The 23,362-nt window shown below is 69.8% G+C and carries 19 protein-coding genes; 13 read left to right on the forward strand and 6 right to left on the reverse strand.

Annotation, left to right across the window (positions count from 1 at the left end; all coding sequences use genetic code 11):
* Positions 1 to 343: 343 nt before the first annotated feature.
* Positions 344 to 2,224, forward strand: coding sequence for a KUP/HAK/KT family potassium transporter (locus AUL35_RS15715; protein ID WP_192847109.1), 1,881 nt, complete (start codon positions 344 to 346; stop codon positions 2,222 to 2,224).
* Positions 2,225 to 2,231: 7 nt separating this feature from the next.
* Here AUL35_RS15715 and AUL35_RS21700 read toward each other — a convergent pair whose 3' ends face one another.
* On the reverse strand, positions 2,232 to 4,835 hold the full coding sequence (locus tag AUL35_RS21700) for an AAA family ATPase (RefSeq protein ID WP_082666376.1): 2,604 nt from the start codon (positions 4,833 to 4,835) through the stop codon (positions 2,232 to 2,234).
* A gap of 4 nt (positions 4,836 to 4,839) precedes the next feature.
* Positions 4,840 to 5,961: a DNA repair exonuclease gene (locus AUL35_RS15725; protein WP_062016421.1), complete on the reverse strand. Its 1,122-nt coding sequence runs from the start codon at positions 5,959 to 5,961 to the stop codon at positions 4,840 to 4,842.
* A 155-nt stretch (positions 5,962 to 6,116) separates the two neighbouring features.
* Here AUL35_RS15725 and AUL35_RS15730 point away from each other — a divergent pair, with 155 nt between their 5' ends.
* Positions 6,117 to 7,250 (forward strand): pyridoxal phosphate-dependent aminotransferase, encoded by a 1,134-nt coding sequence (locus AUL35_RS15730; RefSeq protein WP_062016423.1) that lies wholly within the window; start codon positions 6,117 to 6,119, stop codon positions 7,248 to 7,250.
* Between the two features lie 6 nt (positions 7,251 to 7,256).
* On the opposite strand, the gene AUL35_RS15735 is transcribed toward AUL35_RS15730, so the two are convergent.
* Positions 7,257 to 7,529, reverse strand: coding sequence for a hypothetical protein (locus AUL35_RS15735; RefSeq protein ID WP_062016425.1), 273 nt, complete (start codon positions 7,527 to 7,529; stop codon positions 7,257 to 7,259).
* Between the two features lie 388 nt (positions 7,530 to 7,917).
* On the opposite strand from AUL35_RS15735, the gene AUL35_RS15740 reads away from it, so the two are divergent.
* The 3 genes from AUL35_RS15740 to AUL35_RS15750 are packed head-to-tail and all read left to right on the forward strand — an operon-like array spanning position 7,918 to position 9,743.
* Positions 7,918 to 8,271 (forward strand): DUF2147 domain-containing protein, encoded by a 354-nt coding sequence (locus AUL35_RS15740; protein WP_244493797.1) that lies wholly within the window; start codon positions 7,918 to 7,920, stop codon positions 8,269 to 8,271.
* 57 nt (positions 8,272 to 8,328) lie between these two features.
* Positions 8,329 to 8,661, forward strand: a complete 333-nt coding sequence (locus tag AUL35_RS15745; RefSeq protein ID WP_062016428.1) for a DUF2147 domain-containing protein — start codon at positions 8,329 to 8,331, stop codon at positions 8,659 to 8,661.
* A 5-nt stretch (positions 8,662 to 8,666) separates the two neighbouring features.
* A complete protein-coding gene (locus AUL35_RS15750; RefSeq protein WP_062016430.1) occupies positions 8,667 to 9,743 on the forward strand; it encodes an acyltransferase in 1,077 nt (358 codons plus the stop codon).
* On the opposite strand, the gene AUL35_RS15755 is transcribed toward AUL35_RS15750, so the two are convergent.
* Positions 9,740 to 10,441, reverse strand: a complete 702-nt coding sequence (locus tag AUL35_RS15755; RefSeq protein ID WP_062016432.1) for a glutathione S-transferase family protein — start codon at positions 10,439 to 10,441, stop codon at positions 9,740 to 9,742. The two genes, AUL35_RS15750 and AUL35_RS15755, sit on opposite strands and share 4 nt — an antisense overlap.
* 176 nt (positions 10,442 to 10,617) lie before the next feature.
* Between AUL35_RS15755 and AUL35_RS22210 the strand changes: the two genes are divergently transcribed.
* Genes AUL35_RS22210 through sbmA form a run of 4 tightly spaced genes read left to right on the forward strand, consistent with a single transcriptional unit; the run spans position 10,618 to position 14,659 of the window.
* A complete protein-coding gene (locus AUL35_RS22210) occupies positions 10,618 to 10,785 on the forward strand; it encodes a hypothetical protein (RefSeq protein WP_156418025.1) in 168 nt (55 codons plus the stop codon).
* Between the two features lie 40 nt (positions 10,786 to 10,825).
* Positions 10,826 to 12,346 carry an AMP nucleosidase gene (locus tag AUL35_RS15760; RefSeq protein ID WP_062016434.1) on the forward strand — a complete coding sequence of 507 codons (1,521 nt, stop codon included), beginning with the start codon at positions 10,826 to 10,828 and terminating at the stop codon, positions 12,344 to 12,346.
* An 11-nt stretch (positions 12,347 to 12,357) separates the two neighbouring features.
* A complete protein-coding gene (locus AUL35_RS15765) occupies positions 12,358 to 13,362 on the forward strand; it encodes an endonuclease/exonuclease/phosphatase family protein (RefSeq protein WP_062016436.1) in 1,005 nt (334 codons plus the stop codon).
* 58 nt (positions 13,363 to 13,420) lie between these two features.
* Positions 13,421 to 14,659: a peptide antibiotic transporter SbmA gene (gene sbmA, locus AUL35_RS15770; protein ID WP_062016438.1), complete on the forward strand. Its 1,239-nt coding sequence runs from the start codon at positions 13,421 to 13,423 to the stop codon at positions 14,657 to 14,659.
* Positions 14,660 to 14,681: 22 nt separating this feature from the next.
* Here the strand turns inward: sbmA and AUL35_RS15775 are convergent, their stop codons facing one another.
* Positions 14,682 to 16,310: an electron transfer flavoprotein-ubiquinone oxidoreductase gene (locus AUL35_RS15775; protein ID WP_062016522.1), complete on the reverse strand. Its 1,629-nt coding sequence runs from the start codon at positions 16,308 to 16,310 to the stop codon at positions 14,682 to 14,684.
* A 242-nt stretch (positions 16,311 to 16,552) separates the two neighbouring features.
* On the opposite strand from AUL35_RS15775, the gene AUL35_RS15780 reads away from it, so the two are divergent.
* The 3 genes from AUL35_RS15780 to AUL35_RS15790 all read left to right on the forward strand — a co-directional run bounded on the left by AUL35_RS15780 (position 16,553) and on the right by AUL35_RS15790 (position 19,224).
* Entirely contained in the window at positions 16,553 to 17,422 is an 870-nt protein-coding gene (locus tag AUL35_RS15780) for a uracil-DNA glycosylase family protein (protein WP_062016440.1), read from the forward strand.
* 101 nt (positions 17,423 to 17,523) lie between these two features.
* Positions 17,524 to 18,753, forward strand: coding sequence for an MFS transporter (locus tag AUL35_RS15785; RefSeq protein ID WP_062016442.1), 1,230 nt, complete (start codon positions 17,524 to 17,526; stop codon positions 18,751 to 18,753).
* 147 nt (positions 18,754 to 18,900) lie between these two features.
* Positions 18,901 to 19,224 (forward strand): hypothetical protein, encoded by a 324-nt coding sequence (locus AUL35_RS15790; protein WP_062016444.1) that lies wholly within the window; start codon positions 18,901 to 18,903, stop codon positions 19,222 to 19,224.
* Positions 19,225 to 19,240: 16 nt separating this feature from the next.
* Here AUL35_RS15790 and AUL35_RS15795 read toward each other — a convergent pair whose 3' ends face one another.
* A complete protein-coding gene (locus tag AUL35_RS15795; RefSeq protein ID WP_062016525.1) occupies positions 19,241 to 20,179 on the reverse strand; it encodes a DMT family transporter in 939 nt (312 codons plus the stop codon).
* A 220-nt stretch (positions 20,180 to 20,399) separates the two neighbouring features.
* On the opposite strand from AUL35_RS15795, the gene pepN reads away from it, so the two are divergent.
* Positions 20,400 to 23,051, forward strand: a complete 2,652-nt coding sequence (gene pepN / locus AUL35_RS15800) for an aminopeptidase N (protein WP_062016446.1) — start codon at positions 20,400 to 20,402, stop codon at positions 23,049 to 23,051.
* The last annotated feature ends 311 nt before the right edge of the window (positions 23,052 to 23,362 follow it).

Raw genomic sequence — 23,362 nt, forward strand, 5'->3', positions numbered from 1 at the left:
TCCTGACCTCCAGTCAAGTTATAGGTTAGGGTTGGGCCTTTGTTACGAAGGACAGCCTTCCCTGCCCCATCCCTGTTGAAAGCCTCAGGTCGTCCCCCTTCGTCTTTCGAGTGTGAGGATATCGACGGGCGCACCGGATGCAATCACCGAAAGGCCACACCCCCGCCACCGAGACACGTTGGTCACACCGCTGTTGCGGCGATGCCACGTTCGTGAGGGGTGCGGCCCTATTTCGCTTGCCCGAACCTGAACAAACCCCTGCCTCGAAGGGGTTCGGACGCTAGCTTCGCGCCAGTTGCGGGACGGGCACGTTCGCGTATCGAAGAATCGGAGCGCACCGGGCATGGCGGTGAACGAGGCGGAAACGAGGCTGGAACGCGCCACGGCCTGGGCAGCGGTGGGGGCGCTCGGCGTCGTCTTCGGGGATATCGGCACCAGTCCGCTCTACGCGCTGCAGGAGGGCGTGCGGGCGGCGTCCGTCGGGGGGAACGCCGCGCCGGCCGCTATCCTCGGCGTCCTGTCGCTCGTGACCTGGGCGCTGATTCTCGTGGTGACGGTGAAATACGTCACCTTCATCCTGAGGGCCGACAACGACGGCGAGGGCGGCATCCTGGCGCTCGTCACGCTGCTGCGTGTCCACCAGGGCCGTCGGCGCGGCCAGCTCATCCTTCTGGGTCTCGGGCTGACCGGCGCGGCCATGCTGTTCGGCGACGGCGTCCTCACGCCCGCCATCTCGGTGCTCTCGGCCATGGAGGGCATCCGGGTCGTGGCCCCCTCCTTCGATCGCTTCATCGTTCCGGCGACGGTCGTCGTGCTTCTGGCGGTCTTCGTGCTCCAGCGCCTGGGAACCGCGCCGATCGCGCGCTTCTTCGGTCCGATCATGCTTCTCTGGTTCGCGGCGCTCGGCCTATTCGGCGCCCTCGCGATCGCCGGGCAGCCGGGCATCCTTGCCGCCGTGAACCCCGCGCACGGCATCTCCCTCCTCGTGTCGGAGCCCGGCCGGGCGCTGGCGATCATGGGATCGATCTTCCTGGCGGTCACGGGCGGCGAGGCGCTCTACGCCGATCTCGGCCAGTTCGGGCGCCGGACGATCCGCAACGCCTGGACGATGATCGCCCTTCCCGCGCTTCTCATGAACTACTACGGCCAGGGCGCGCTGTTTCTCTCCAGCCCCGATGTGCGCCATCCCTTCTTCGAGATCGTGCCCGCGCCCTTCGGCCTGCCGATGCTGGTTCTGGCGACGCTTGCCACCATCATCGCCTCGCAGGCGATCCTGACCGGCGCCTTCAGCCTCGCGAACCAGGCCGTGGAGCTCGGCTTCCTGCCGCCCATGCGGGTGCGCAACACCTCGGCGCACAACGAGTCCGATGTCTATATCGGGCGCGTCAACTGGCTGATCGGCATCCTGGCGATCGCCGTCGTCGTCAGCTTCGGCTCGTCCGAGCGGCTGGCTTCGGCCTACGGCATCGCGGTGGCGCTGGCCATGGTCACGACCACGGTGCTCTTCGTGTTCGAGATGGGGCGCGCTTGGCGCGTGCCGCGCTGGCTGGTCTTTGCGGTCGGCGCCTTGTTCCTCAGCCTCGACCTTCCCTTTGCGACGGCGAACCTGACCAAGCTTCTGGACGGCGGTCTCCTGCCGCTCTCGATCGGCGGCGTCGTGCTGCTCGTCATGTGGGCCTGGCGCCACGGCCTGAAGCGGCTTCGCAGCGGGTCGCGCCTTGCGTCCATGCCGATGAAGGAGTTGCCCGGCCGGCTTGCGGGCAGCCGCCGCCTGCCGCGCCCCGCCGTCTTCATCACGCGCACGGGTGAAACGGCGCCGCTCTCGCTCGTGCGCATGCGCAAGCTGGCCGATGTCAGCTTCTCGCCCTCGATCGTCTGCGTGGTGCGGCAGGTCGACAAGCCGCGCGTGCCGGACGGCGACCGCGCGCATTTCACCCGCATCGCCGAGGACATCGTGCGTGTGGACATCGGCTTCGGCTACATGCAGCGCCTCAACCTGCCCTCCGTGCTGGTGCCGGTGCTGCGCGCTCACCAGATCCCGTGCGACGACCTGATCTACTTCACGGCCATGGACCGCGCGGTCCCGAGCGACACGATCCGCTCGTGGAGCGACATCCTCGACCGGCTCTTCACCTTCCTGTTCGACACGGCGGAGCGCCCGGTGGACCGCTTCGGTCTGCCGGAGACGCGGACCGTCTCCTTCGGAACGAGCCGTCACATCTGAGCGTGGTTCACAGCCGGATGATCGGCGCGCCGAGATCGCGGAAGTCGCGCTCGCGGCAGGTGAGCACGATCACCTGCAACCCCGTGTCGGCCGCCCGCTGCAGCGCCATGTGCATGCGCTGGAGGCGAACCTCGTCGGTGTTGACGAGCGCGTCGTCGAGGATGACCGCCGCCGGATGGCCGCCGCGCTTGAGCACCTCGGCCAACGCCAGCCGCGTTACCACGGCCACCTGCTCGCGCGCGCCCATCGACAGGCGATCGAAGCGCTCCTCCGTGCCGCGACGGCGAAGGGCCGCGATCTCCAGCGTCGACTCGTCGAACTCGACGTCGCTTTCGGAATGGAGGAGCCGCAGGTAGGGAGCGACCCGCTGCTTGATCGGTCCGAGCCAGCTTTCGCGAGCCTCGCGCTGGGCGTCGAGAAGGGTCTGATGGAGAAGCCGCGATGCCTCGGCCTCGAGCGACAGACGCTGGCGCTGCATCTCGGCCGCGGCGATCTCGCCCTGCAGGCGCTCGATCTCGGAATGAAGGGAGACGAGCCCCTGCGCGCCGAGTTCGCCCTCGAGCGTCGCGACCTCCGCCTGAAGGCGGGTCTGGTCCTCGCGCACGGCGGCCAACGCGCGCTGGCGCGCCTCCATCGTGCGGCGCGCAGTGTCGGGATCGGCCGCCTCCAGAGCCTCGCGGCGCTGCGTGAAGGCGAGCGCGCGGCCAGCGCGCTCCGTGTCGGCGGCCGCCAGATCCGCAAGAAGGGCGGCACGGGGGCGGTCGCGCTCGGCCTCCGCCAATTCGGCTCCGCGCCGCCGCGCCTCGGCCTCGGCGTGGGCGGCCTCGCTGCGCAGGGCGCCCAGCGCCTCGCGCGCCTGCGACAGGGTACGCCCGGCGCTGGCCATGGCGCGTTCCGCCTCGGCCAGCTCGCGCCGCGCCTCGTCCCAGCTCCCCGCCGCGCCCTCCACCGGCTCGGGCTCGTCGGTCCGCGCCAGTTGCGCGCGGCGGGCCGCCATGCGCCCGGCCAGCGCCGCCAGCCCTTCCGGCACGAGCAGGCGGATCTGTGCGTCCAGCCGCTCTCGCGCACGCGCGCGTTCCTCGCTCTCGCGAACGCGCCGCCGCGCCTCGTCGACGTCGCTTGCGCCGATCGTCCGAAGCTTGTCGGCCAGCGCTCTCCTGGTGCGGTCCGCCTCGCGTCCCAAAGCCTCGCCGTCGCCGCCCGGCTCGATCTCGATCGCGCCGAAGCCCTCGAGCTCGAGCCGCGTCAGCCGGCCGATCCGCAGCACCTCGCCGGGCATGACCGGAGCGTCGGCGGTTCGCGCGGTTCGGCCGTCGAGAGGATAGAGCCGCAGAACGGGGCTCGCGCCTTCGAGACGGATCGCCGCCTCGCGCGCAGCCCGCTCCAGCGCATCCAGCGTCTTCAGAAGCGCGGCATCGAGGCCGGGCTCGGGCTGCGCGACGGCATCGCGCTCCTGCACGAGCGCAATGGCCCGCGCGTGCCGCGCGTCATCGGCTGCGAGCTCGGCCGCCAGTTGCCGGGCCTCGGCGCGTCGCGCGGCCTGTCCGGCCTGCGCGGCCAGCCGCTCCTCGGCCGCCCTCGCCGCTTCGAGCCGTGCCCCGACGCGGGTCGACACCTCGACCTCGCGCGCCAGTCGCGCCTCGCCCTCACTGAGGCGTTCGGCCGTCTCGCCCGCGCGCGCCTGCGCGCCGCGAAGCGCTTCGCTTGCGGTGTCCCGCGCCTTGAGACGTTCGGCACTAGTCTCGCGCGCCATCTCGGCCTGACGCAGGGCGCGCTGGGCCTCGCCCGCCTCGCGCTGCAGCGCGCCGAGCCCGGCCAGCGTCTCCTCGGCTGCCCGCAGCGCCCGCTCGGCCTGCCGCACGACATCGTCGCGCTCGTAGCCGCGCAGCCGGTCGCGCTGGCGATGGAGGCGCTCGATCTTCTCCTGGTAGCCCCGTGCCAGCGCCTCGCGCTCGTTCAGCTCGCGGCCGAGATCGGCCAGCCGGTCCTCGACGGCCTTCAGCGGCGAGTTGACCGAGACACGCCCGCGATCGGTGAAGAAGCGATCGTGGCGCGCCTTCGCGAGGGCCAGCAGCGAGCGGCCCCGGTCGCCGCCGAGCACCTGCGCGACCTCGCCCTCCAGCGAGGCGGCGACCGCGTCGCGACCCTGCCCGAGGTCGAGCCCCTGGAAGGCGCGGCCCTGGTCGGCCCAGAGCAGGCCGAAGGCGCCGGGATAGTCGCCTTCCTTCACCTTGCGGGCGCCCGAATGGTTGAAGCGGAAGATCTCGGCCAGCCGCTCCTCGACGGCCTCGCCGGTCAGGCTGCCGGTCGCCCAGGTCAGCTCCGCGTCGGGCTTCTGGAGGAAGCCCTTGCGCAGGCGATAGCTCTCGCCGCCCGTCTCGAATTCGACGGTGACCTCCGGGCGAACCTGACGCCCGTAGGGCGCGAAGAGACGAACGACCTCCGTCTGCGCCCGGTGGCGCTGGAAGAACGCGGAGCGCAGCGCCAGAAGAAGCGTCGACTTGCCGGCCTCGTTGTCGCCGACCACCACGTTGAGCCCCGGCTGGAGGCCGTCGAGGTCGCGCGTTTCGGAGCCGGCGAAGTTGCGCAAGGAAAGCGAGCGAAGGAACATCGGGTCAGCCTCCCTTGGCCGGGCGGGCGTGGTCCACGAAGGCCATGCGCAGCGCGAGCGCGGCGGCCTCGCGCTCGGGGTCGGCCGGGTCCGCCGCCTTTCGGCGCAGCCTCTCCACCGCCACGCGCACGAAGCCCGACAGATCGATCGCGTCGAGGTCGTCGACATCCGGTTCGTCCACGAGACCGGCATCGTGGATGCGAAGATCATGAAAGCGCGCACGCCATTCGTCGAGGCGCTCTTCCAGCGCGACGCGCTCGCGGATCGGCAAAGTGCCGCGCAGTCTGAGGTCCAGCAGCGTCGCGCCGGTGGGCCCGAGCGCGTCCAGCGCGGCGTCCAGCGCGCCGATCTCGCCGTGAAGTTCCACGTCGAGGCTCGTCCAGCGAAAGCGGGCCGTCGCCACCTTCTCGACGCGCGGCGCCGCGCCCGGTCCGTCGATCTCGACCAGCGCCGCGAAGCCCGGCTCGTTGGCAGGGTAGCGGTCGGGTTCGGGTGTGCCCGCGTAGAAGGTGCGGGGTGCGATCTGGAGGAAGCCGTGCCAGTCGCCAAGCGCCAGGTAGTCGAGTCGGGCGCGGTTCGCGCGGTCGTCGGCGATCGGATTCTCGCTTTCGGCGCTGGCCGGCAGGCGGTTCGCGACGGCGCCATGCGCCAGACCGATGCGGATCGCGCCGGGCGCCGTTTCCGCCGCGTCGAACCACGCGGTGACGTCGGCGCCCTCGTGTCGGCGCCGCAGCGGCGCTGGCAGGACGACGACGCGCCCCTCGCACAGGACGACGGGCTCGGGCCGATCGGCGACCCGCACCCGCGCGCCGTGCCGGAAGCGATCAAGCCGCGTCCAGACAGACACGGAGACGGCGGCGTCGTGGTTGCCGGGAAGCAGCACCCAGTCGCCGGGATAAAGCGCCATCGCGTCGAGCGTGCGCTGGATGGCGCGGTCCGACGCCGTATTGGCGTCGAAGACGTCGCCCGCCACCAGAACGAAGTCGGCCCGCCTCTCGGCCGCCAGACGAGCCAGGCGCTCCACCGCGGCAAAGCGCGCCTCCTTCAGCGCGAAGGCGACCTCGGGCGCATAGCCGCCGAAGGGCTTGTCGATCTGCCAGTCGGCCGTGTGGAGGAAACGGATCATGATCGGGAGAAGCGAACGCGGGACATGGGACAGGGTGTGAGGAGACGGATGCGGCGCTTCAAGGGCGGCGGCGCGCCGAGCGACGGTTGTCCCACGCTTTTCGCCCCGCCGGTCCGCCCACCGCAAGCCCGTTTCGTTCGCCGCGCGAAGTGCCTATGACGAAGCGGTCCGAAACGGAGGCATGGCCGCTCGTGTTCTTCACCCCTCGCACCCAGTCGTTGCCCGCCACCGTCCCCTTCGTCGGCCCCGAGGCGCTGGAGCGGCGGCTCGGACGCCCGTTCCGGGCGCGGCTCGGCGCGAACGAAAGCGTTTTCGGCCCCTCGCCGCGCGTTCTGGAGGCGATGGCCGAGGCCGCGCACGGAAGCTGGGCCTACGGCGACCCGGAACAGCACGCGCTGCGCGAGGCGATCGCGGCCAAGCTCGGCCTGACCGCCGCCCATGTGACGGTCGGCGAAGGCATCGACGGCCTGTTCGGCCTCCTGGCGCAGCTGACGCTCGACCCCGGCGACGCGGTCGTCACCTCGCTCGGCGCCTATCCGACCTTCAACTACCATGTCTCGGGCCATGGCGGATGCCTTGACTTCGTGCCCTACCGCGACGATCGCGAGGACCTCGACGCGCTGGCCGAGCGAGCGAGAACGCTCCGCCCGAAGCTCGTCTATCTCGCCAATCCCGACAATCCGACCGGAAGCTGGCACACGGCGGACGAGATCCGCGCCTTCGCGCAAGGCGTGCCGCCCGAAACGCTCGTCGTCCTCGACGAGGCCTATAGCGATCTCGCACCCGCCGAGGCGCTGCCGCCGAACGACTGGCTTTCGCCCAACGTCCTGCGCTTCCGCACCTTCTCCAAGGCCCACGGCATGGCGGGCGTGCGCGTCGCCTACGTCTTCGGCGAACCCGAGACGGTCCGCCAGTTCGACAAGGTGCGCAACCATTTCGGCGTCTCGCGCATGGCGCAGGCCGGCGCGCTCGCAGCCATGGCCGACGAGGGCTACCTCGCCGAGGTCGTGTCCCGCATCGTGCGGGCGCGGGGCATTCTTGGCGACATCGCGCGCGGCGCGGGCCTCGAGCCCCTGCCGTCGGCGACGAACTTCGTCGCGATCGACTGCGGCCGCGACGGCGACTTCGCCCGGCGCGTCCTAGAAGGCGTCCTGGCCGAGGGCGTCTTCATCCGCATGCCGGGCGTCGCACCGCTCGATCGGCTGATCCGCGTGACGGTCGGCCGCGACGACGAACTCGAGATGTTCGCGCAGGCGCTGGGCCGTTCGCTCGAAGCCGCGCGCAGCTGACGCCCTTCAGTGGCGGACGAGCCACTCGCGCGCCTGCCGCAGGGCCCGCCCGAGCTCGACCTTGGTCAGCGAGGCGGCGATCTCGGCGCGGTGGTAGGCCGCGTCCTCGGCGCCCAACTGGTCGGCGAGGTTGAAGTACATGTGCGCGGAAACGAGATCGACCGGACCCTCGCGACCGGCGGCGGCGGCGAGGCCCCGCTCCATCAAGGTCTCGCCGATCGGCATCGGGGCCACGAGGGCGGTGCCGAAGTCTGCATGCGGAATGTCGAACCGTGCCATGGTTGTCGCTCTCCTGATCCTTTGCCCTTTGTTGTTCGGGCGTTGGTTGAAGAGTGACGCGTAAGATTTGACTGCAATTTAAGGGGCTTGGCTAACCGAAGCTGAAGCGGACGTTCACGTTTCGGCAAGTTCGGGAGCCGCTTGTGCGCAAAGCCCTATGCGGCAGGGTTCGCGTCCAGGCTGTGGCGTTCGGGGCGCGGCGGATCGCCGGACGATGTTCGGGTTTTCCACAGCCTTGTTCGGATGGCTTTCGATTCGGGCGTTCGGAACGACGGGACGCTTCGCCTCCCGCCCTTGCCGAGCCGCGGGCTTTCCGCTTACGTCTTCGTCAATGGCGACCCGACACGACGAAGCGTGGCGCCGCACCCGGAGGAACGACCCGATGCGCATGACGAACCCGATCGCGGCGGCGCTCGCCGCGATGACCCTTCTGGCCGCCACGGGCGCGGCGATGGCGGACCCGATCGAGGGGCGCTGGAAGATGCCGTCCGGTTCGGACGCGACGATCGCCGCCTGCGGCGGCGACTTCTGCCTGACCTACGTGAACGGTCCCAACAAGGGAAAGACCTTCGGCCGGATGCGCGCCACCGGGAGCGGCGCCTACGAGGGCACGGTCACGGACTATACGCGCGGCGGCAAGGAGTTCACCGGCAAGGGCAAGCTGAGCGGCGACACGCTTTCAGTGTCGGGCTGCGTTCTAGGCGGGCTGATCTGCCGCTCGCAATCCCTCACGCGCATCTGAGGTTGACGCGGCTCGCGGATCGGGCAGAACGGGCGCCCGATCCGCTGAAGGCCGCGCATGACCCATCTTCTTCTCGTTATCGCGATGATGCTTGGAACGCTGTCCCTCGCGCGGGCGGAGGCGATCCTGGGAGAATGGAGGGTCTCCAACGGCGAGCGCGTGGTCTACGCGCCCTGCGGCGGCGCCTTCTGCGGCCGGGTCGAGAGCGGGCGATACAGGGGCAAGAGCGTCGGGCGAATGAGCGGTTCGGGCCGAAACTATACCGGCACCGTCACCGACCCCTCCACCGACAAGACCTATGAGGGCCGCGCCGAGGTGTCGGGCGACCGGCTGGTCCTGACGGGCTGCGTGGCGAAGGTCTTCTGCCGGTCGCAGACCTGGACGCGCTGAGCCGCGTGCCGCCCACCCCCGCGCCCCTGCCGCGCAACCGCAACGTCCAGTGGCTGCGCGCGGCGGCGGCCCTGATGGTGCTGCTCTATCACGCCTCCCATTACCTTGCCGCAGAGCGCGGCGACGGTTCCATGGCGGCGATCTTCGGCGGCGAGTTCGGACTTCTGGGCGTCGCGATCTTCTTCGCCATCTCCGGCGCGCTGATGGCCGAGATTCTGCCGCGCACCGCGCCGCCGCTCTTCCTGCTGCATCGCATCGCCCGGCTTTATCCCGCCTTTCTCGTCGCCTCGCTCCTCCTGCCGCCGTTTCTCACGGGCCGGCTGTCGATCGACCTGCGCGCGCTCTCGCTCGTGCCGGTGGGCGACAACGGCTCCTATCGGCTGCGCGTCGAGTGGACGCTGATCTTCGAGCTCTTCTACTACATGGCGCTGACGGGGCTGGCGGCCCTCGGCGGCGCGCGCCTCCTGCGCCTTTTCGCGCTCGGCTGGCTGGCGGTGATCCTCGCGGCGGCGGCCTGGCTGCCGGAGCTGCGGCAGGCGACGCTCGTTCCCACCATCGTCGACCTGCCGTTCCTGGCGGCGAACGCCGCCTTCGCGGGCGGCCTTCTCGTGCCGGAGCTCGTGCGGCGCGGCGTGTTCCAGCCGGCGCTCGGCGCGGTGGCGGCGGGGCTCGCCATGCTGCTCCTCGGCTTCGGCTTCACGGCGGGCCGGCTCCTCGCCTCGCTGGTCGGGGTGATCCTGGTCGGCCTCGCCCTCTCGGCCGCCCCCCGTGCGGGACCGGACGGCTGGATCGCGCGCGGCGCGACGCGGCTCGGCGACTGGAGCTACGCGCTCTATCTCTGCCACGTGCCCGTGGTGCTGGTGGTGATGCGGAGCTTCGAAGCCCCGCCCCTCGCCCTCTGGTTCGCGGCCGTCGCGCTGTCGCTCCTCGTGTCGGTTCCGCTCGGACTTCTCGATCTGGCGATCTACCGCCGCCTGCGGGCCCGGCTCGACGCCGCCCGGCCCCAAGCGCTCGCGCGCGGGGCCGGGATCTACGCCGCCGTCTACGTTGCGGTGGCCGCCGTGTTCCTCTTCAAGACCTAGCGGGCGCGCTGGTTGAACAGGACGCCCTGCGCGTTCTTGTCCTGCGCAAGGTTCAGGCGCTCGCGCTCGGCCTTGCCAACCTCGAGCCCGCGCCGGACGGCGGGACGCGCGTTCATGCGCTCGAACCACGCCTTGAGGTGGGGGAAGTCGTCGAGGTTCTGGCCCTGGTTGGCGTGCGGCACGATCCAGCCGACGCTGGCCATGTCGGCGATCGAATAGTCACCGGCCAGGTACTCCCGCCCCTCGAGCCGCCGGTTCATCACGCCGTAGAGGCGGTTGCACTCGTTGGTGTAGCGGTCGATGCCGTAGGGGATCTTCTCGGGCGCGTACTGGCGGAAGTGGTGCGCCTGGCCCGCCATGGGCCCGAGCCCGCCGACCTGCCAGAAGAGCCACTCCTCGCAGGCGACGCGGGCGCGCTCATCCGTCGGATAGAAGCGCGCGAACTTGCGGCCGAGATACTGCAGGATCGCGCCCGACTCGAAGACCGAGATCGGTTCGCCGCCCGGACCGTCGGGATCGACGATGGCGGGCATGCGGTTGTTGGGCGCGATCGCGAGAAACTCCGGCTTGAACTGGTCGCCCGCCCCGATGTTCACGAGCTTCAGCTCGTAGGGCACGTCCAGTTCCTCCAGCATGATGCTGATCTTCCAGCCGTTCGGGGTCGGCCAGTAATGCAGTTCGATCGGGCGCTGTGCCATCGCGGGCTCCTGTCTTGCCTGTCGGGCCGGGAGCTAGCGCGGCAAGGGCCGGCCGCCACCGTTCGCCGGCCGCGCCCTTCCTGAACGCAGCTTGAAGGCGGACGCAAGGCCGGGTTCAGCCTCGCCGTGCCATGGTCGCCCATCGCAATCGGGGCTTGAGGAGGAGACGAGCCGCCATGATCATACGCCTCTCCGTTCTCACCGCCCTGATGGCGCTCTTTGCGGTCGGCTTCTCGTCCCTGGTCCGCATCGAGCGGCCGTCGAGCGGCCCCGTGTTCGCCAAGGGCGACTGCCTCGACACCGGTCTCGTCTGCGCGCCGCGCAAGGCACGCGTCGGTCTCTGAAGCCGTTTCCCGCGCCGTGCGGGATGGGGTAGAAGGGGCCATGAACGAGCTCTCGCTGGCCGCCCGCCACCCCGACACCCTGGCCATCCCGGCGATCGTCTCGCCGCCCCCCTCGCCTGTCCGCGTCTTCTTCGACGCGCGCGAGGCGGTCGGCGAGCTGCGACGCCTCTACGACGCCGCGACGCATTTCCTGGTGGAGAGCTTCCGCGAGGTCCTGCGCACGGGCGACACGAGCCGGCGCTATCGCGTCTTCTACCCGCAGGTCTCGGTGCGGACCGTCGGCCATGCCCGCGTCGACTCGCGCCTTTCCTTCGGCTTCGTGCCGGGGCCGGGCCTCTACTCGACCACCGTCACGCGGCCCGACCTCTTCGAGACCTATCTCACCGAGCAGCTCGACCTTCTCATCCGCAACCACGGCCAGCCGGTCGAGGTCGGCGCGTCCGAGACGCCCATTCCGCTCCACTTCGCGCTGCCCGAGGGCAGCCATGTCGACGGCGCCTCGGCGGACCGGCTCGACAAGCCGCTGCGCGACATCTTCGACGTGCCCGACCTCGACGCGACCGACGACCGGATCGTCAACGGCAACTTCGAGCCGGTGCCGGGCGGACCCATGCCGCTCGCGCCCTTCACCGCGCAGCGCGTCGACTACTCGCTCCACCGCCTCGCGCACTACACCGCGACGAGCCCCCGCCACTTCCAGAACTTCGTGCTCTTCACCAATTACGGCTTCTATGTCGACGAGTTCTGCGCGCTGGCGCGGCGCTGGATGGCGGAAGGGGGTCACGGCTACGAGAGCTTCGTGGAGCCCGGCAACGTCGTGACGCGGGCGGGCGCCTCGCATGCCGAGAGCGGGCTTGCGGTTCCGCGCCTGCCGCAGATGCCGGCCTACCACCTGACGCGCGGCGGACAGTCCGGCATCACGCTCGTCAACATTGGCGTCGGTCCGTCCAACGCCAAGACCATCACCGACCACGTGGCGGTGCTGCGCCCGCATGCCTGGCTGATGCTCGGCCACTGCGCGGGGCTACGCAACACGCAGGCGCTTGGCGACTACGTGCTCGCCCACGCCTATGTGCGCGAGGACCACGTGCTGGACGCCGACCTTCCGGTCTGGGTGCCGATCCCCGCGCTCGCCGAGGTGCAGGTCGCGCTGGAGGAGGCCGTCGCCTCCGTCACCGGCCTGTCGGGCTACGATCTCAAGCGCATCATGCGCACGGGCACGGTCGCCACCATCGACAACCGGAACTGGGAGCTGCGCGACCAGCGCGAGCCGGTGGAGCGGCTATCGAAGTCGCGAGCGGTCGCGCTCGACATGGAGTCGGCCACGATCGCGGCCAACGGCTACCGCTTCCGCGTGCCCTACGGCACGCTGCTCTGCGTGTCCGACAAGCCGCTGCACGGCGAGCTCAAGCTTCCGGGCATGGCGACGGACTTCTACAAGCGCCAGGTATCGCAGCATCTCGAGATCGGCATCCGCGCCATGCAGAGCCTGGCCGACATGCCCCACGAGCGCCTCCATTCGCGCAAGCTGCGGTCCTTCTTCGAGACCGCGTTCCAGTAGGACGATCGATCGTGTCGCATCGGCATGCCGCCGCCCGCCTCCTGGGCGGGCTTATCACGCTCGGCTCGGTACTCGGCGCGGGCGCCGTCCTTGTCTCCTTCGCGGGGGGCGAGCTTCACCCGTTCGACAGCGTCGGGCATTTCCGGCTGCACATCGCCGTCGCCCTCGTGCTGATCGGCCTGGGAGCGCTTTTCTTCCGGCGGTGGATCGGCGCGGGCGTCGCGACCGTCGGCGCCGTCGTCGGCCTGGCGACGACGCTGCCCTTCGTTCTGCCGCAACCGAGCGCCGAAGCCGCCGGGGCGAGCTACACGCTGCTGCAGATGAACCTGCGCTACGACGCCCCCGAACAGGACCCGGCGGTGCAGCTGGTCGCAGAGCTGCGGCCCGACGTCGTGACGCTGGACGAGGTGACCGAAAGCTGGCGCGCCCGCTTCGAGGCGCTGGAGAGCGCCTATCCCTACCAGCACTATTGCGGCACCTACGGCAAAGGCGGCACGGCGGTCCTGTCGCGCCGACCCTTCGCGACCGATCCGGAAACCTCGGTCTGCCGCATCGAGGACGGCTTCGCCGCGCGCGGCGTCGACTTCAACGGGCGCGTCGTCACGATCGCCGCGCTGCACCTCGACTGGCCCTGGCCGAGACACCACTGGGGCCAGGTTCGAAGGCTCGAGCCCATTCTGCCCAAGCTCCCGAAGCCCGCCATCCTCGCGGGCGACTTCAACGCCGCGCCCTGGAGCGCGGCGGTCGGAACGGTCGCCGCGGACGGCGGTTGGCGCGTGGTGAAGGGCATCGGCCCGAGCTTCATGCTGGCCGACCTGCGCCGCATTCCCGCCCATGTCTTCGGACTGCCGATCGACAACGTCCTCGCCTCCGCCGACGTGCGGGTGCTGGAGGCCGAAACGCTGGCGCCGACGGGCTCGGATCACCTGCCCGTGCTTGTTCGCTTCTCGGTCGAGGCGGGCCCCTCGGCCGCACCGGACGCCCCCTCCGTCGCCGCGCGCGTGAACGCGAATTAACATGCGGCGCCGGTCGGGCGCTGCCATGATGCGCGCGCTTCCCGGAGACCGTTAGCCGATGTTCGTCTCGTTCTTTCCGCGTCCGCGCGCCTTCTTCCTGTCCGTCGCGGGCTGGACACTCGTCTGCGTCGCGCTCTGGTACGGCTTCGGGCGCGGGCTCGGCGTGAACCTCGGCTTCACGCCGCCGGCGGAGGGCGAGGTGGGCATCCAGACCTTCTGGTCGGGCTCGTTCCTCTGGTTCTACCTCTATTTCGCGCTGGCGGTCGCGATCTTCTATGCCGCGTGGCGGGCCATCGCGAACCACCCCTGGCAGAACTGGTCGATCCTCGGCTCGGCGCTGATCCTGTTCGTGACCTACTTCCAGGTCGAGATCACGGTCGCCATCAACAACTGGTACGCGCCGTTCTACGACATCATCCAGGCCGCCCTATCCAAGTCCCGCCCGGTCGAGCCGGGCGAGATCGTCGCGAGCATCACCTACATCTTCGGCGGCCTCGCGCTGGTCGGCGCGACGGTCAGCGTCCTGAACGCCTTCTTCGTCAGCCACTACATCTTCCGGTGGCGGCAGGCGATGAACGACTTCTACATGTCGCACTGGCCCAAGCTGCGACACGTGGAAGGCGCCTCGCAGCGCGTGCAGGAGGACACGATGCGCTTCTCCACCACGATGGAGACGCTGGGCGTGCGCCTGATCGACTCCGTGATGACCCTGATCGCCTTCCTGCCGATCCTTCTCGGCCTTTCGGCGGCGATCACGCGGCTGCCGCTGATCGGCGACGTGCCCTATGCCCTGGTGCTGGCGGCGATCCTCTGGTCGGTCGTCGGCACGGCGCTGCTGGCGCTCGTCGGCATCAAGCTACCGGGCCTCGAGTTCAAGAACCAGAAGGTCGAGGCGGCCTACCGAAAGGAGCTCGTGATCGGCGAGGACCGGGCCGACCGGGCGCGTCCGCCGGAGGTGCGCGAGCTCTTCGCGCATGTGCGCCAGAACTACTTCCGCCTGTATTTCCACTACATGTACTTCAACGTCGCGCGCTACGCCTACCTGAACGCCGACACGGTCTTCGCCTACCTGATCCTGGCCCCCACGATCGCCGCCGGCGCCATCACGCTGGGCATCATGAACCAGATCCTGAACGCGTTCGAGCAGGTGCGGTCCTCGTTCCAGTTTCTCGTGAACAGCTGGACGACGATCGTGGAGCTGCTCTCGATCTACAAGCGCCTGCGCACCTTCGAGGGCGTCATCGACGGCGGGCTTCCCGCGCCCGCCGGCCCGCAGCTGGCCCAGCCGGCGCAGTGACCCGCCGGCCGCGAGCCGCCCGTCACATGGAGGCGTAGACCGGCCCCTCGCCGCCCTGCGGCGGCACCCAGCGGATGTTGCCGTTGGGATCCTTGATGTCGCACGTCTTGCAGTGGACGCAGTTCTGCGCGTTGATCACGTAGCGAGGCGCGGCCGGATCGGTCTCGTCCCATTCATAGACGGCGGCGGGGCAGTAGCGCTGGCTGAGGCCCGCATAGACGTCGTGCTCGGATCGCTTTTGCAGCGCCATGTCCTTCACCACGAGATGCACCGGCTGGTCCTCCTCGTGATTGGTGTTGGACAGGAAGACCGAGGATGTCCGGTCGAAGGTCAGCTTGCCGTCCGGGCGCGGGTAGTCGATCGGCCGGTGCTTCTGTGCCGCTTCCGTGGATTCGGCGTCGGTCTTGCCGTGGCCGAGCGTCCCGAAGAACGAGAGTCCGAGAAGCTGGTTGGTCCACATGTCGATGCCGCCGAGGATGACGCCGAGCCCCGTGCCGAAGCGCGACCAGAGCGGCTTGACGTTGCGCACGGGCTCGAGGTCGCGCCCGATCGGCGAGGCACGCCAGCCGTCCTCGTAAGCCGACAGGCGATCGGCCGAGCGGCCCGCCGCGATCGCTTCCGCCGCCGCCTCCGCGGCCATCATCCCGCTGGTGATGGCGTTGTGGACGCCCTTGATGCGCGGCACGTTCACGAAGCCCGCCGAGCAGCCGATCAGCGCACCGCCCGGGAAGGCGAGCTTGGGCACCGACTGCCAGCCGCCTTCCGAGATCGCGCGCGCGCCGTAGGCGATGCGCTTGCCGCCCTCAAGCAGCGACGCGATGTCGGGGTGACGCTTGAAGCGCTGGAACTCCTCGAAGGGCGACAGATACGGGTTCTTGTAGTTGAGGTGGACCACGAAGCCGACGTAAACGCGGTTGCCCTCCAGATGGTAGAGAAAGGACCCGCCCCCGGTGGCCAGATCCAGCGGCCAGCCGAACGAGTGCTGCACGAGGCCGGGCTGGGCCTTGGCCGGATCGATCTCCCACAGCTCCTTGATGCCGAGGCCGTATTTCTGCGGCTCGGCGCCGTGGGCGAGGCCGTATCGCTCCACGATCTCCTTGGCGAGCGAGCCGCGCACGCCCTCGCCGACGAGCACGTACTTTCCAATCAGGGCCATGCCGCGCTGGAACGCGCCGCCCGGCTCGCCTCCGCGCGTCACACCCATATCGCCGGTCGCGACGCCCACGACATTGTCGTTGTCGTCGGTCAGAAGCTCGGTCGCCGCGAAGCCCGGATAGATCTCGACGCCGAGACCTTCCGCCTTCGCGCCCAGCCAGCGGCAGACTGCGCCGAGCGAGACCACGAAGTTGCCCTCGTTGCTCATCAGCTTCGGCATCAGCGCGTTGGGCAGCCGCACCGCCCCTTCCGGTCCGTAGAAGTAGAAGCGGTCGGCGGTCACGGGCTGGCGGATCGGCGTCTCTTCCGAGCGCCATTCGGGCAGCAGGGTGTCGAGCGAGGACGGGTCGAGGACGCAGCCCGACAGGATGTGCGCGCCGACCTCGGCCCCCTTCTCGAGGACGACGACCGACAGTTGGGGGTTCACCTGCTTCAGCCGGATCGCCGCCGAAAGCCCGGCGGGGCCCGCCCCCACGATCACGACGTCGAACTCCATCGACTCGCGCTCGGGAAGCGCTTCGTGTTCGGACGCCAAGTCGCTCAAATGCCGTTCCTCCGCTCGTGCCGCGCGAGGCACGCCCGCCCCGTCTGGAATCGTTCCGTTCTGGCCTTCGGTCTTACAGGTCGGAGCGCCGCGACGACACCCTCGCCGCCGATCATTCTTACGTAAACGTCAAAGTGTCGCCCCGATTTCCGCCTGCGCATGCGGGGCGCACCGCTTCGTGCTAGAAGCGCCCCATGAGCGTCGCATCCCAACCGGCCGAGATCATTGCGGGCCTTCTCGCCTGGTACGAGACGGTCGGCCTGCGCGACTTCGCCGGCGAGGTGCCGCGCGACCGCTTCGCGGAAACGGCGCCCCTGCGCGCTGCTGCGTCCGCGACGCCTGCCGTGCGCGCGGCGGAGGCCGCCGCTCCCCAGCCGGTCGACCGGCGCCCCTCGCCGAGCGCCGAGCCGCCGGCGGCGCCCGTGCGACCGGCGCTTGCCTTCGAGAGCGACGATGCGGCGGCCGACGACGCCCGAGCCCGCGCGCGGCGGGCGAAGACGCTGGAGGAGCTGGAAGCCACCTTGCGCGAGTTCGAGGGTTGCGCCCTGCGCGCCTCGGCCCGCTCGCTCGTCTTCGCCAGCGGCCGGCCGGATGCGCGGCTCATGATGGTGGGCGAGGCGCCGGGCCGCGACGAGGACCTTATGGGCGAGCCCTTCACCGGGCGCTCCGGCCAGCTTCTCAACCGGATGCTCGCGGCGATCGGGCTGGAGCGCGACGCCGTGCGCATCACCAACACCGTGTTCTGGCGTCCGCCCGGCAACCGAACGCCGACGCCCGCCGAGACCGAGACCTGCCTGCCCTTCACGCTGCGTCATATCGAGCTGGTTCGACCGCGCGTCCTGATCTGCCTCGGCTCCCCGTCGGCCAAGGCCCTTCTCCATATCGAGGAGGGCATCATGCGCGCGCGGGGCCGCTGGTCGAGCCTGCGCCTTGCCGACGGGACGGAGATTCCGGCCATGGCGATGCTCCATCCCGCCTATCTCCTGCGCCAGCCCGCCCATAAGCGACTTGCCTGGCGCGACCTTCTCGCACTCAAGGCGAAGCTCGACGAGACCGGTGCATGAGACCCATGTCGAATCGCCGACATGAAACGGCGATAGGACGCTCGCGCCGCCTTCCCTCATAGGGTAGCGAGACGGCGATTCTGTCAGTGTCGAGCCGTCGCATGGGCGCCCAACTTCTTCCGATCGTCGCGCTTCTGACGTCGACCTTCTTCCTCCTGGTCGGCATCGGCCTCCAGGGCATCCTCATGCCCGTGCGGGCTGCGAGCGAAGGCTGGAACGCCTACGAGATCGGCCTCATGGGCACGGCCTACGCCATCGCCTTCACGATCGGGTGCCTCGTCGCGCCGCGCCTCGTCAAAAGCGCAGGCCACATCCGCACCTTCTCGAGCCTTGCCGCTCTGCTCGCCGTCTGCGTTCTCCTGAACGGGCTCTGGGTCTCACCGATCGGCTGGATTCCGGTGCGCGCCCTGTCGGGCTTCGCGATCGCGGGCGCCTACATGGTGATCGAGAGCTGGCTCAACGAGCGCGTCACCAACGAGACGCGCGGCCTCGTCTTCTCGCTCTACATGGCGGTGTCGATGGCCGCGATGATGGGCGGGCAGTTCTCGCTGCCGGTCGTCGGCGAAGGCGTTCCCGCCGCCTTCATGCTGTGCGCGATCTTCTACGCGCTGGCCGTCATTCCCAACGCGCTCTCGCGCGCCCCCAGCCCCAAGCCCCTCGTCCAGGCCAGCCTCGACCTTCGGATGATCTGGCGCAACTCGCCGGCGGCGGTGGTCTGCGTGACGCTGTCGGGCGTCCTGTCGGGGGCCTGGACCAACATGGCGCCCGTCTTCGGCCAGCGCGTCGGCCTGTCCACCGCCGAGATCTCGACGCTGCTCGTCGCCACGATGGGCGGCGGGCTCGTCTTCCAGTTCCCGCTCGGCCGCCTGTCGGACCGGATCGACCGCCGCCTCGTCATGGTTCTGGCGGGGCTGATCGGCCTTTCGGCCGCGCTCGCGGGGCTGCTCGTCTGGGGCAGCGGCCACCTGCCGCTCTTCGCCATCGCCTTCGTGATCGGCGGCGTGATCTATCCCGCCTACTCGCTGGCAGTGGCCCATGCCAACGACTTCGCCCGCCCGACCGACTTCGTGAAGATTTCCGGCGGGCTCCTGATCCTCTACGGCTTCGGCACGATGGCGGGCCCGATGCTGGCCGCGTGGCTCATGGAGACGATCGGCCCGCGCGGTCTGTTTTTGGCGACCGGCGCGTCCCATGCGAGCTTCGCGACTTATGCGGCCTGGCGCATGGCGCGCCGACCGGACGTGGTCCCGCCGGCAGAGCGGTCCGACGCTCCCTCGCTCCCGACCGCGCCCCTCACCACGCCGGAGTCGCTGCGCCGCGAAATGGCCTGAAGCGCAGTGCACATTAAACCTTGGCAAGCTGACGGTTCCGCCCGAACCCGATCACGATGTCGTGCATTCTAGGATGCGTAATGTCCGCCGCGCCGCCCGGCAGGGGCCGGGCGCTCCCAGCGGAAACGCCTTTTGGGAGGCATTCTAATGAAGACCCGTTTGATTCTCGCCAGTCTGGTTCTGGGTACGCTGGCCACCGGTGCCGCTTCAGCCGCCGAGCCGATGGTGCATCACCGCAAGCCCGTGCACCACGCCGTGATGAAGCATCGCGCGCCGGTCAGGCATCACACGGCCATGCGCACGACGACCGCGGCGACCTACGGCGCGCCGAACCGCCGTCCGCTGAGTTCCGGCGACTCGCCGACCGTGGCGCGGGAGGGCAAGGTCGTCGATCCGCTGGCCGTTCCGGGCTCGGATGCGGCGATCTACAACTACAGCCCGAACGACCGGAACTCGGCCTACGGCTACTGAGCCGTGAGCCCCAGCGTCAGCCCCCCGTGCCGGGGCTGACGCGCTTGGCCGCGCGCCGCTCCAGACCGAGCCGGTGCTCGCGGAAGATGATGAAGACGCCGGCGCTGATCACGATGCCGGCGCCCGCCAGCGTCGTCCCGCTCGCCTCCTCCCCGAACAGGAAGTAGCCGACCGCCACCGCCAGGATCATCGAGGTGTACTCGAAGGGCGCGATGGTGGAGGTGTCGGCATGCCGATAGGAGGCGGTGAGGAGGAGCTGCCCCACCCCGCCGCAAAGGCCCGCCAGAACCAGGAGCACGGCCTGCGGCCACGTCGGCCACGTCCAGCCGAACACCGCCGTCGTCGCGGAGATGATCGTCGAGGTCAGCGAGAAGTAGATCACGATCGTCGCTGTCTTCTCCGTGCGCACGAGCCGCCGGATCTGGATCATCGCGACCGCCGCGATCGCCGCGCCCGCAAGAGACGCGAGGATGCCCGCCGTCTGCGAGGCGTCGATGCTGTCGGCACTCAGCGTGAAGTTCGGCGCGACCACGACGACGACGCCCGTCAGCCCGACCAGCACGGCCGCCCAGCGATAGGCCCGGACCGTCTCGCGCAGGAACACGGCCGCCGCCACCACCGTCAGCAGCGGCGAAGCGTAGGACACCGCGATCCATTCGGGATAGGGCAGCCGTCCGAGCGCGTAGAAGCCGCAGCCCATGGACGACACGCCGATCACGCCGCGCAGGAAGTGCCCGCCGATATCGTCGGTGCGCAGCGAGCCGCGCAGGTCCCCCAGCCAGATCAGGTAGGCGACCACCGGGACGAGCGCGAAGAATGAGCGGAAGAAGACGAGCTGACCCGCCGGAAAGGCGTCGCCGGTGGCCTTCAGCGCGGTCTGCATGCCCACGAAGACCACCACCGAGACGACCTTGAGCGCGATGCCCAGCATCGGGCTCGTGGTGTCGGAGTCGATCGCGAGGGCCATGGCATCCGGCGAGTGGAAACGGGAGCGGGAGGTCGGCCCCGCTTACGCCCACCGTTCCGGCGGGTCGACCCACCTTCTGGCATCATCCGTGAAACTTATGGTTAGCATGGGACACGACCCGTGATCGTGAACCGGGGCCGCGCGGTTGGCGTCCGGCGCGCGGACCGGTTACGGACGGCCGAACCCGGGCCCAACGAGGAGAGCTTTGATGGCGCGCAGCGACGATGGACAGGTTGTCCGGCTGGAAGACTACCGCCCGACCGACTTCCTGATCGAACATGTCGAGATGCGCTTCGAGCTCTTCGAGGGCGAGGCGCTGGTGGAAACGGTCTCGACGCTCCGCCGGCGCGAGGGAACCGACCCGGCGCGCCCGCTCGTCCTCGACGGCGACGCGCTCGACTTCGTATCGGCGACGCTGGACGGGCGCGAAATAGAGGCGGGCCGCCTTGAGGCGTCACCCGACCGCCTGACCATCCACCTCCCCGAGGCAACGCCCGCGCAATCCGTGCGCCTGGCCGTCCGCACCCGCCTGCGGCCGGAGGAGAACACCCAGCTCATGGGGCTCTACCGCTCCAACGGCGTCTGGTGCACGCAATGCGAGGCGGAGGGCTTCCGCCGCATCACCTACTTCCTCGACCGGCCGGACGTACTCGCGACCTACCGCGTCCGCGTCGAGGCCGACCGGCGCGCCGCCCCGATTCTCCTGTCCAACGGCAATCCGGTCGAGGCGGGCGTCACGGACAACGGCCGCCACTTCACTGTTTGGGACGACCCCTTCCCCAAGCCCTCCTACCTCTTCGCGCTGGTGGCGGGCGACCTCGACCATATCGAGGAGCCGTTCCGCACCCAGTCGGGTCGCGAGGTGAGGCTCGCCATTTACACCGAGAAGGGCCTGTCGGACCGCGCCGGCTACGCGATGGACGCGCTCCGGCGCTCCATGGTCTGGGACGAGCGGCGCTTCGGGCGCGAGTACGACCTCGACGTCTTCAACATCGTCGCGGTCGGCGACTTCAACATGGGGGCGATGGAGAACAAGGGTCTCAACGTCTTCAACCACAAGTACGTGCTGCTCGACCCCGACACCGCGACCGACGCCGACTACCAGGGCGTCGAGACCGTGATCGCCCACGAGTACTTCCATAACTGGACCGGCAATCGCATCACCTGCCGCGACTGGTTCCAGCTCTGCCTGAAGGAAGGGCTGACGGTCTTTCGCGACCAGGAGTTCACGAGCGACGAGCGCTCGCGGCCCGTCAAGCGCATCGCCTCGGTGCATACGCTGAAGTCGCACCAATTCCCGGAGGACCAGGGGCCGCTGCAGCACCCGGTGCGCCCGACGCGCTACCGCGAGATCAACAACTTCTACACCGCGACCGTCTACGAGAAGGGCGCGGAGCTGGTGCGCATGATCGCGACGATCCTCGGCGAGACGCGCTTTCGCGCCGGCATGGACCTCTACTTCGAACGGCACGACGGCGACGCGGCGACGATCGAGGACTTCGTCCGCTGCTTCGAGGAGGCGGGCGAGACGGACCTGTCGCAGTTCTCGCGCTGGTACGCCCAGGCCGGCACGCCGACACTGGAAATTCGCGAGAGCTTCGAGGACGGCCGGCTGACGCTCGACCTCGCGCAGACGCTCGTGCCGGGCTCGGCCGGAACCGGCACAGCGCCCCTCGTCATCCCGATCCGCTTCGGTCTGGTGGACGGAAGCGGACGCGACATGCAGGCGGTGCCGGAGGCCGGCAGCGCCGATGTGGAGGGCGACGTCATCCTCCTCACCGAGGCGCGCGCGAGCGTCGTCTTCGCAAACCTGCCGGAGCGGCCGCTCGTGTCGGTCCTGCGCGGCTTCTCGGCCCCCGTCACGCTCAGCTACCCGCAGGCCGAGGCGGACCGACTGGCGCTGGCGCGGCTCGATCCCGATCCGTTCGGGCGCTGGCGCGCGCTGACCGATCTGGTGGGCGAGCGCCTGCGCGACGCGGCCAAGGCGGGCGGTGCGGCGGGCGCGACCGCAGTGGATCCGGCCATCGTCGAGACGCTGGTCCGCAGCGCCGAGGACGAGCGGCTGGAGCCGGCCCTCCGGGCGCAGATGATGCAGCTTCCCGGCGAGGCCGAGATCGCGCGGCTGATCGGGCGCGATGTCGATCCCGAACGCGTCCATGCCGTGCGCGAGGCGGTGCTGCGCGAGATCGCGCGCGTCGGTGCCGAGCGGCTCGCGCGCGTCGAGGCGACGCTCGGGGGCGATGCCGCCTTCTCGCCGGACGCCGCCAACGCCGGGCGGCGCGCCCTGCGAAACGCGCTGCTTCTGCCGCTCTCGCTGGCCGACGCTTCGCCCGCGCGGGCCGCGCGCCGCTTCACCGAAGCCGACAACATGACCGACCGTCTCGCGGCGCTGACGATTCTGGCTCACGTCTTTCCCGAAAGCGCCGAGGCCGACGCCGCGGTGGACGGCTTCTTCCGACGCTTCGAGGGCGACGCGCTCGTCATGGACAAGTGGTTCCTGCTGCTGGCGACCGTGCCCCGTCCCGAGACGCTGGAGCGGGTCGAGGCCCTCGCCCGCCATCCGCTGTTCCGTCTTGCCAACCCGAACCGGGCCCGCGCGCTGATCGGCGGCTTCGCCACCGGCAACCAGCGGGCCTTCAACCGGGCCGACGGCGCGGGCTATCGCTGGGTGGCGGAGCAGCTTCGCCGGCTCGACCCGGTCAACCCGCAGACGGCGGCGCGCCTTGCCACGGCGTTCCGATCCTGGCGGGCCTTCGAGCCGACGCGGCAGGCCCATGCCCGCGCCGCGCTGGAGGATCTGGCGGGGGCCTCCGGTCTCTCGCGCGATCTTGCCGACATCGTCGCGCGGAGCCTGAATTGATAAGGGCGAACCGATAAATTTTTACGTTTACCCTTCGTTCACCTTGATCCGCGAAACACGTGGAAAAACGGTGTGTAAGCCTTGCAACAGGCCCCCTCGCGGCTTGCGCGGGGACGGTTTGCGTGACCCCGGCTTGCTGGACAACTGAGTCGCCGACTGGTTGAATGTTGTTAAGGTTTCGGGTGGCGGCGCCCGATGCCAATGATCGACATTCGAGGGGTCGGTGAATGGGGCTGGACGCGGCACGCGTTCCGGGACGGGCGACGTCGTCGCTTTTTTCCGGTCGTTCGGCGGGGACCGATGAGCGGCGA

It is taken from the genome of Aureimonas sp. AU4, from assembly GCF_001463765.1.
Classification (GTDB): Bacteria; Pseudomonadota; Alphaproteobacteria; order Rhizobiales; family Rhizobiaceae; genus Aureimonas.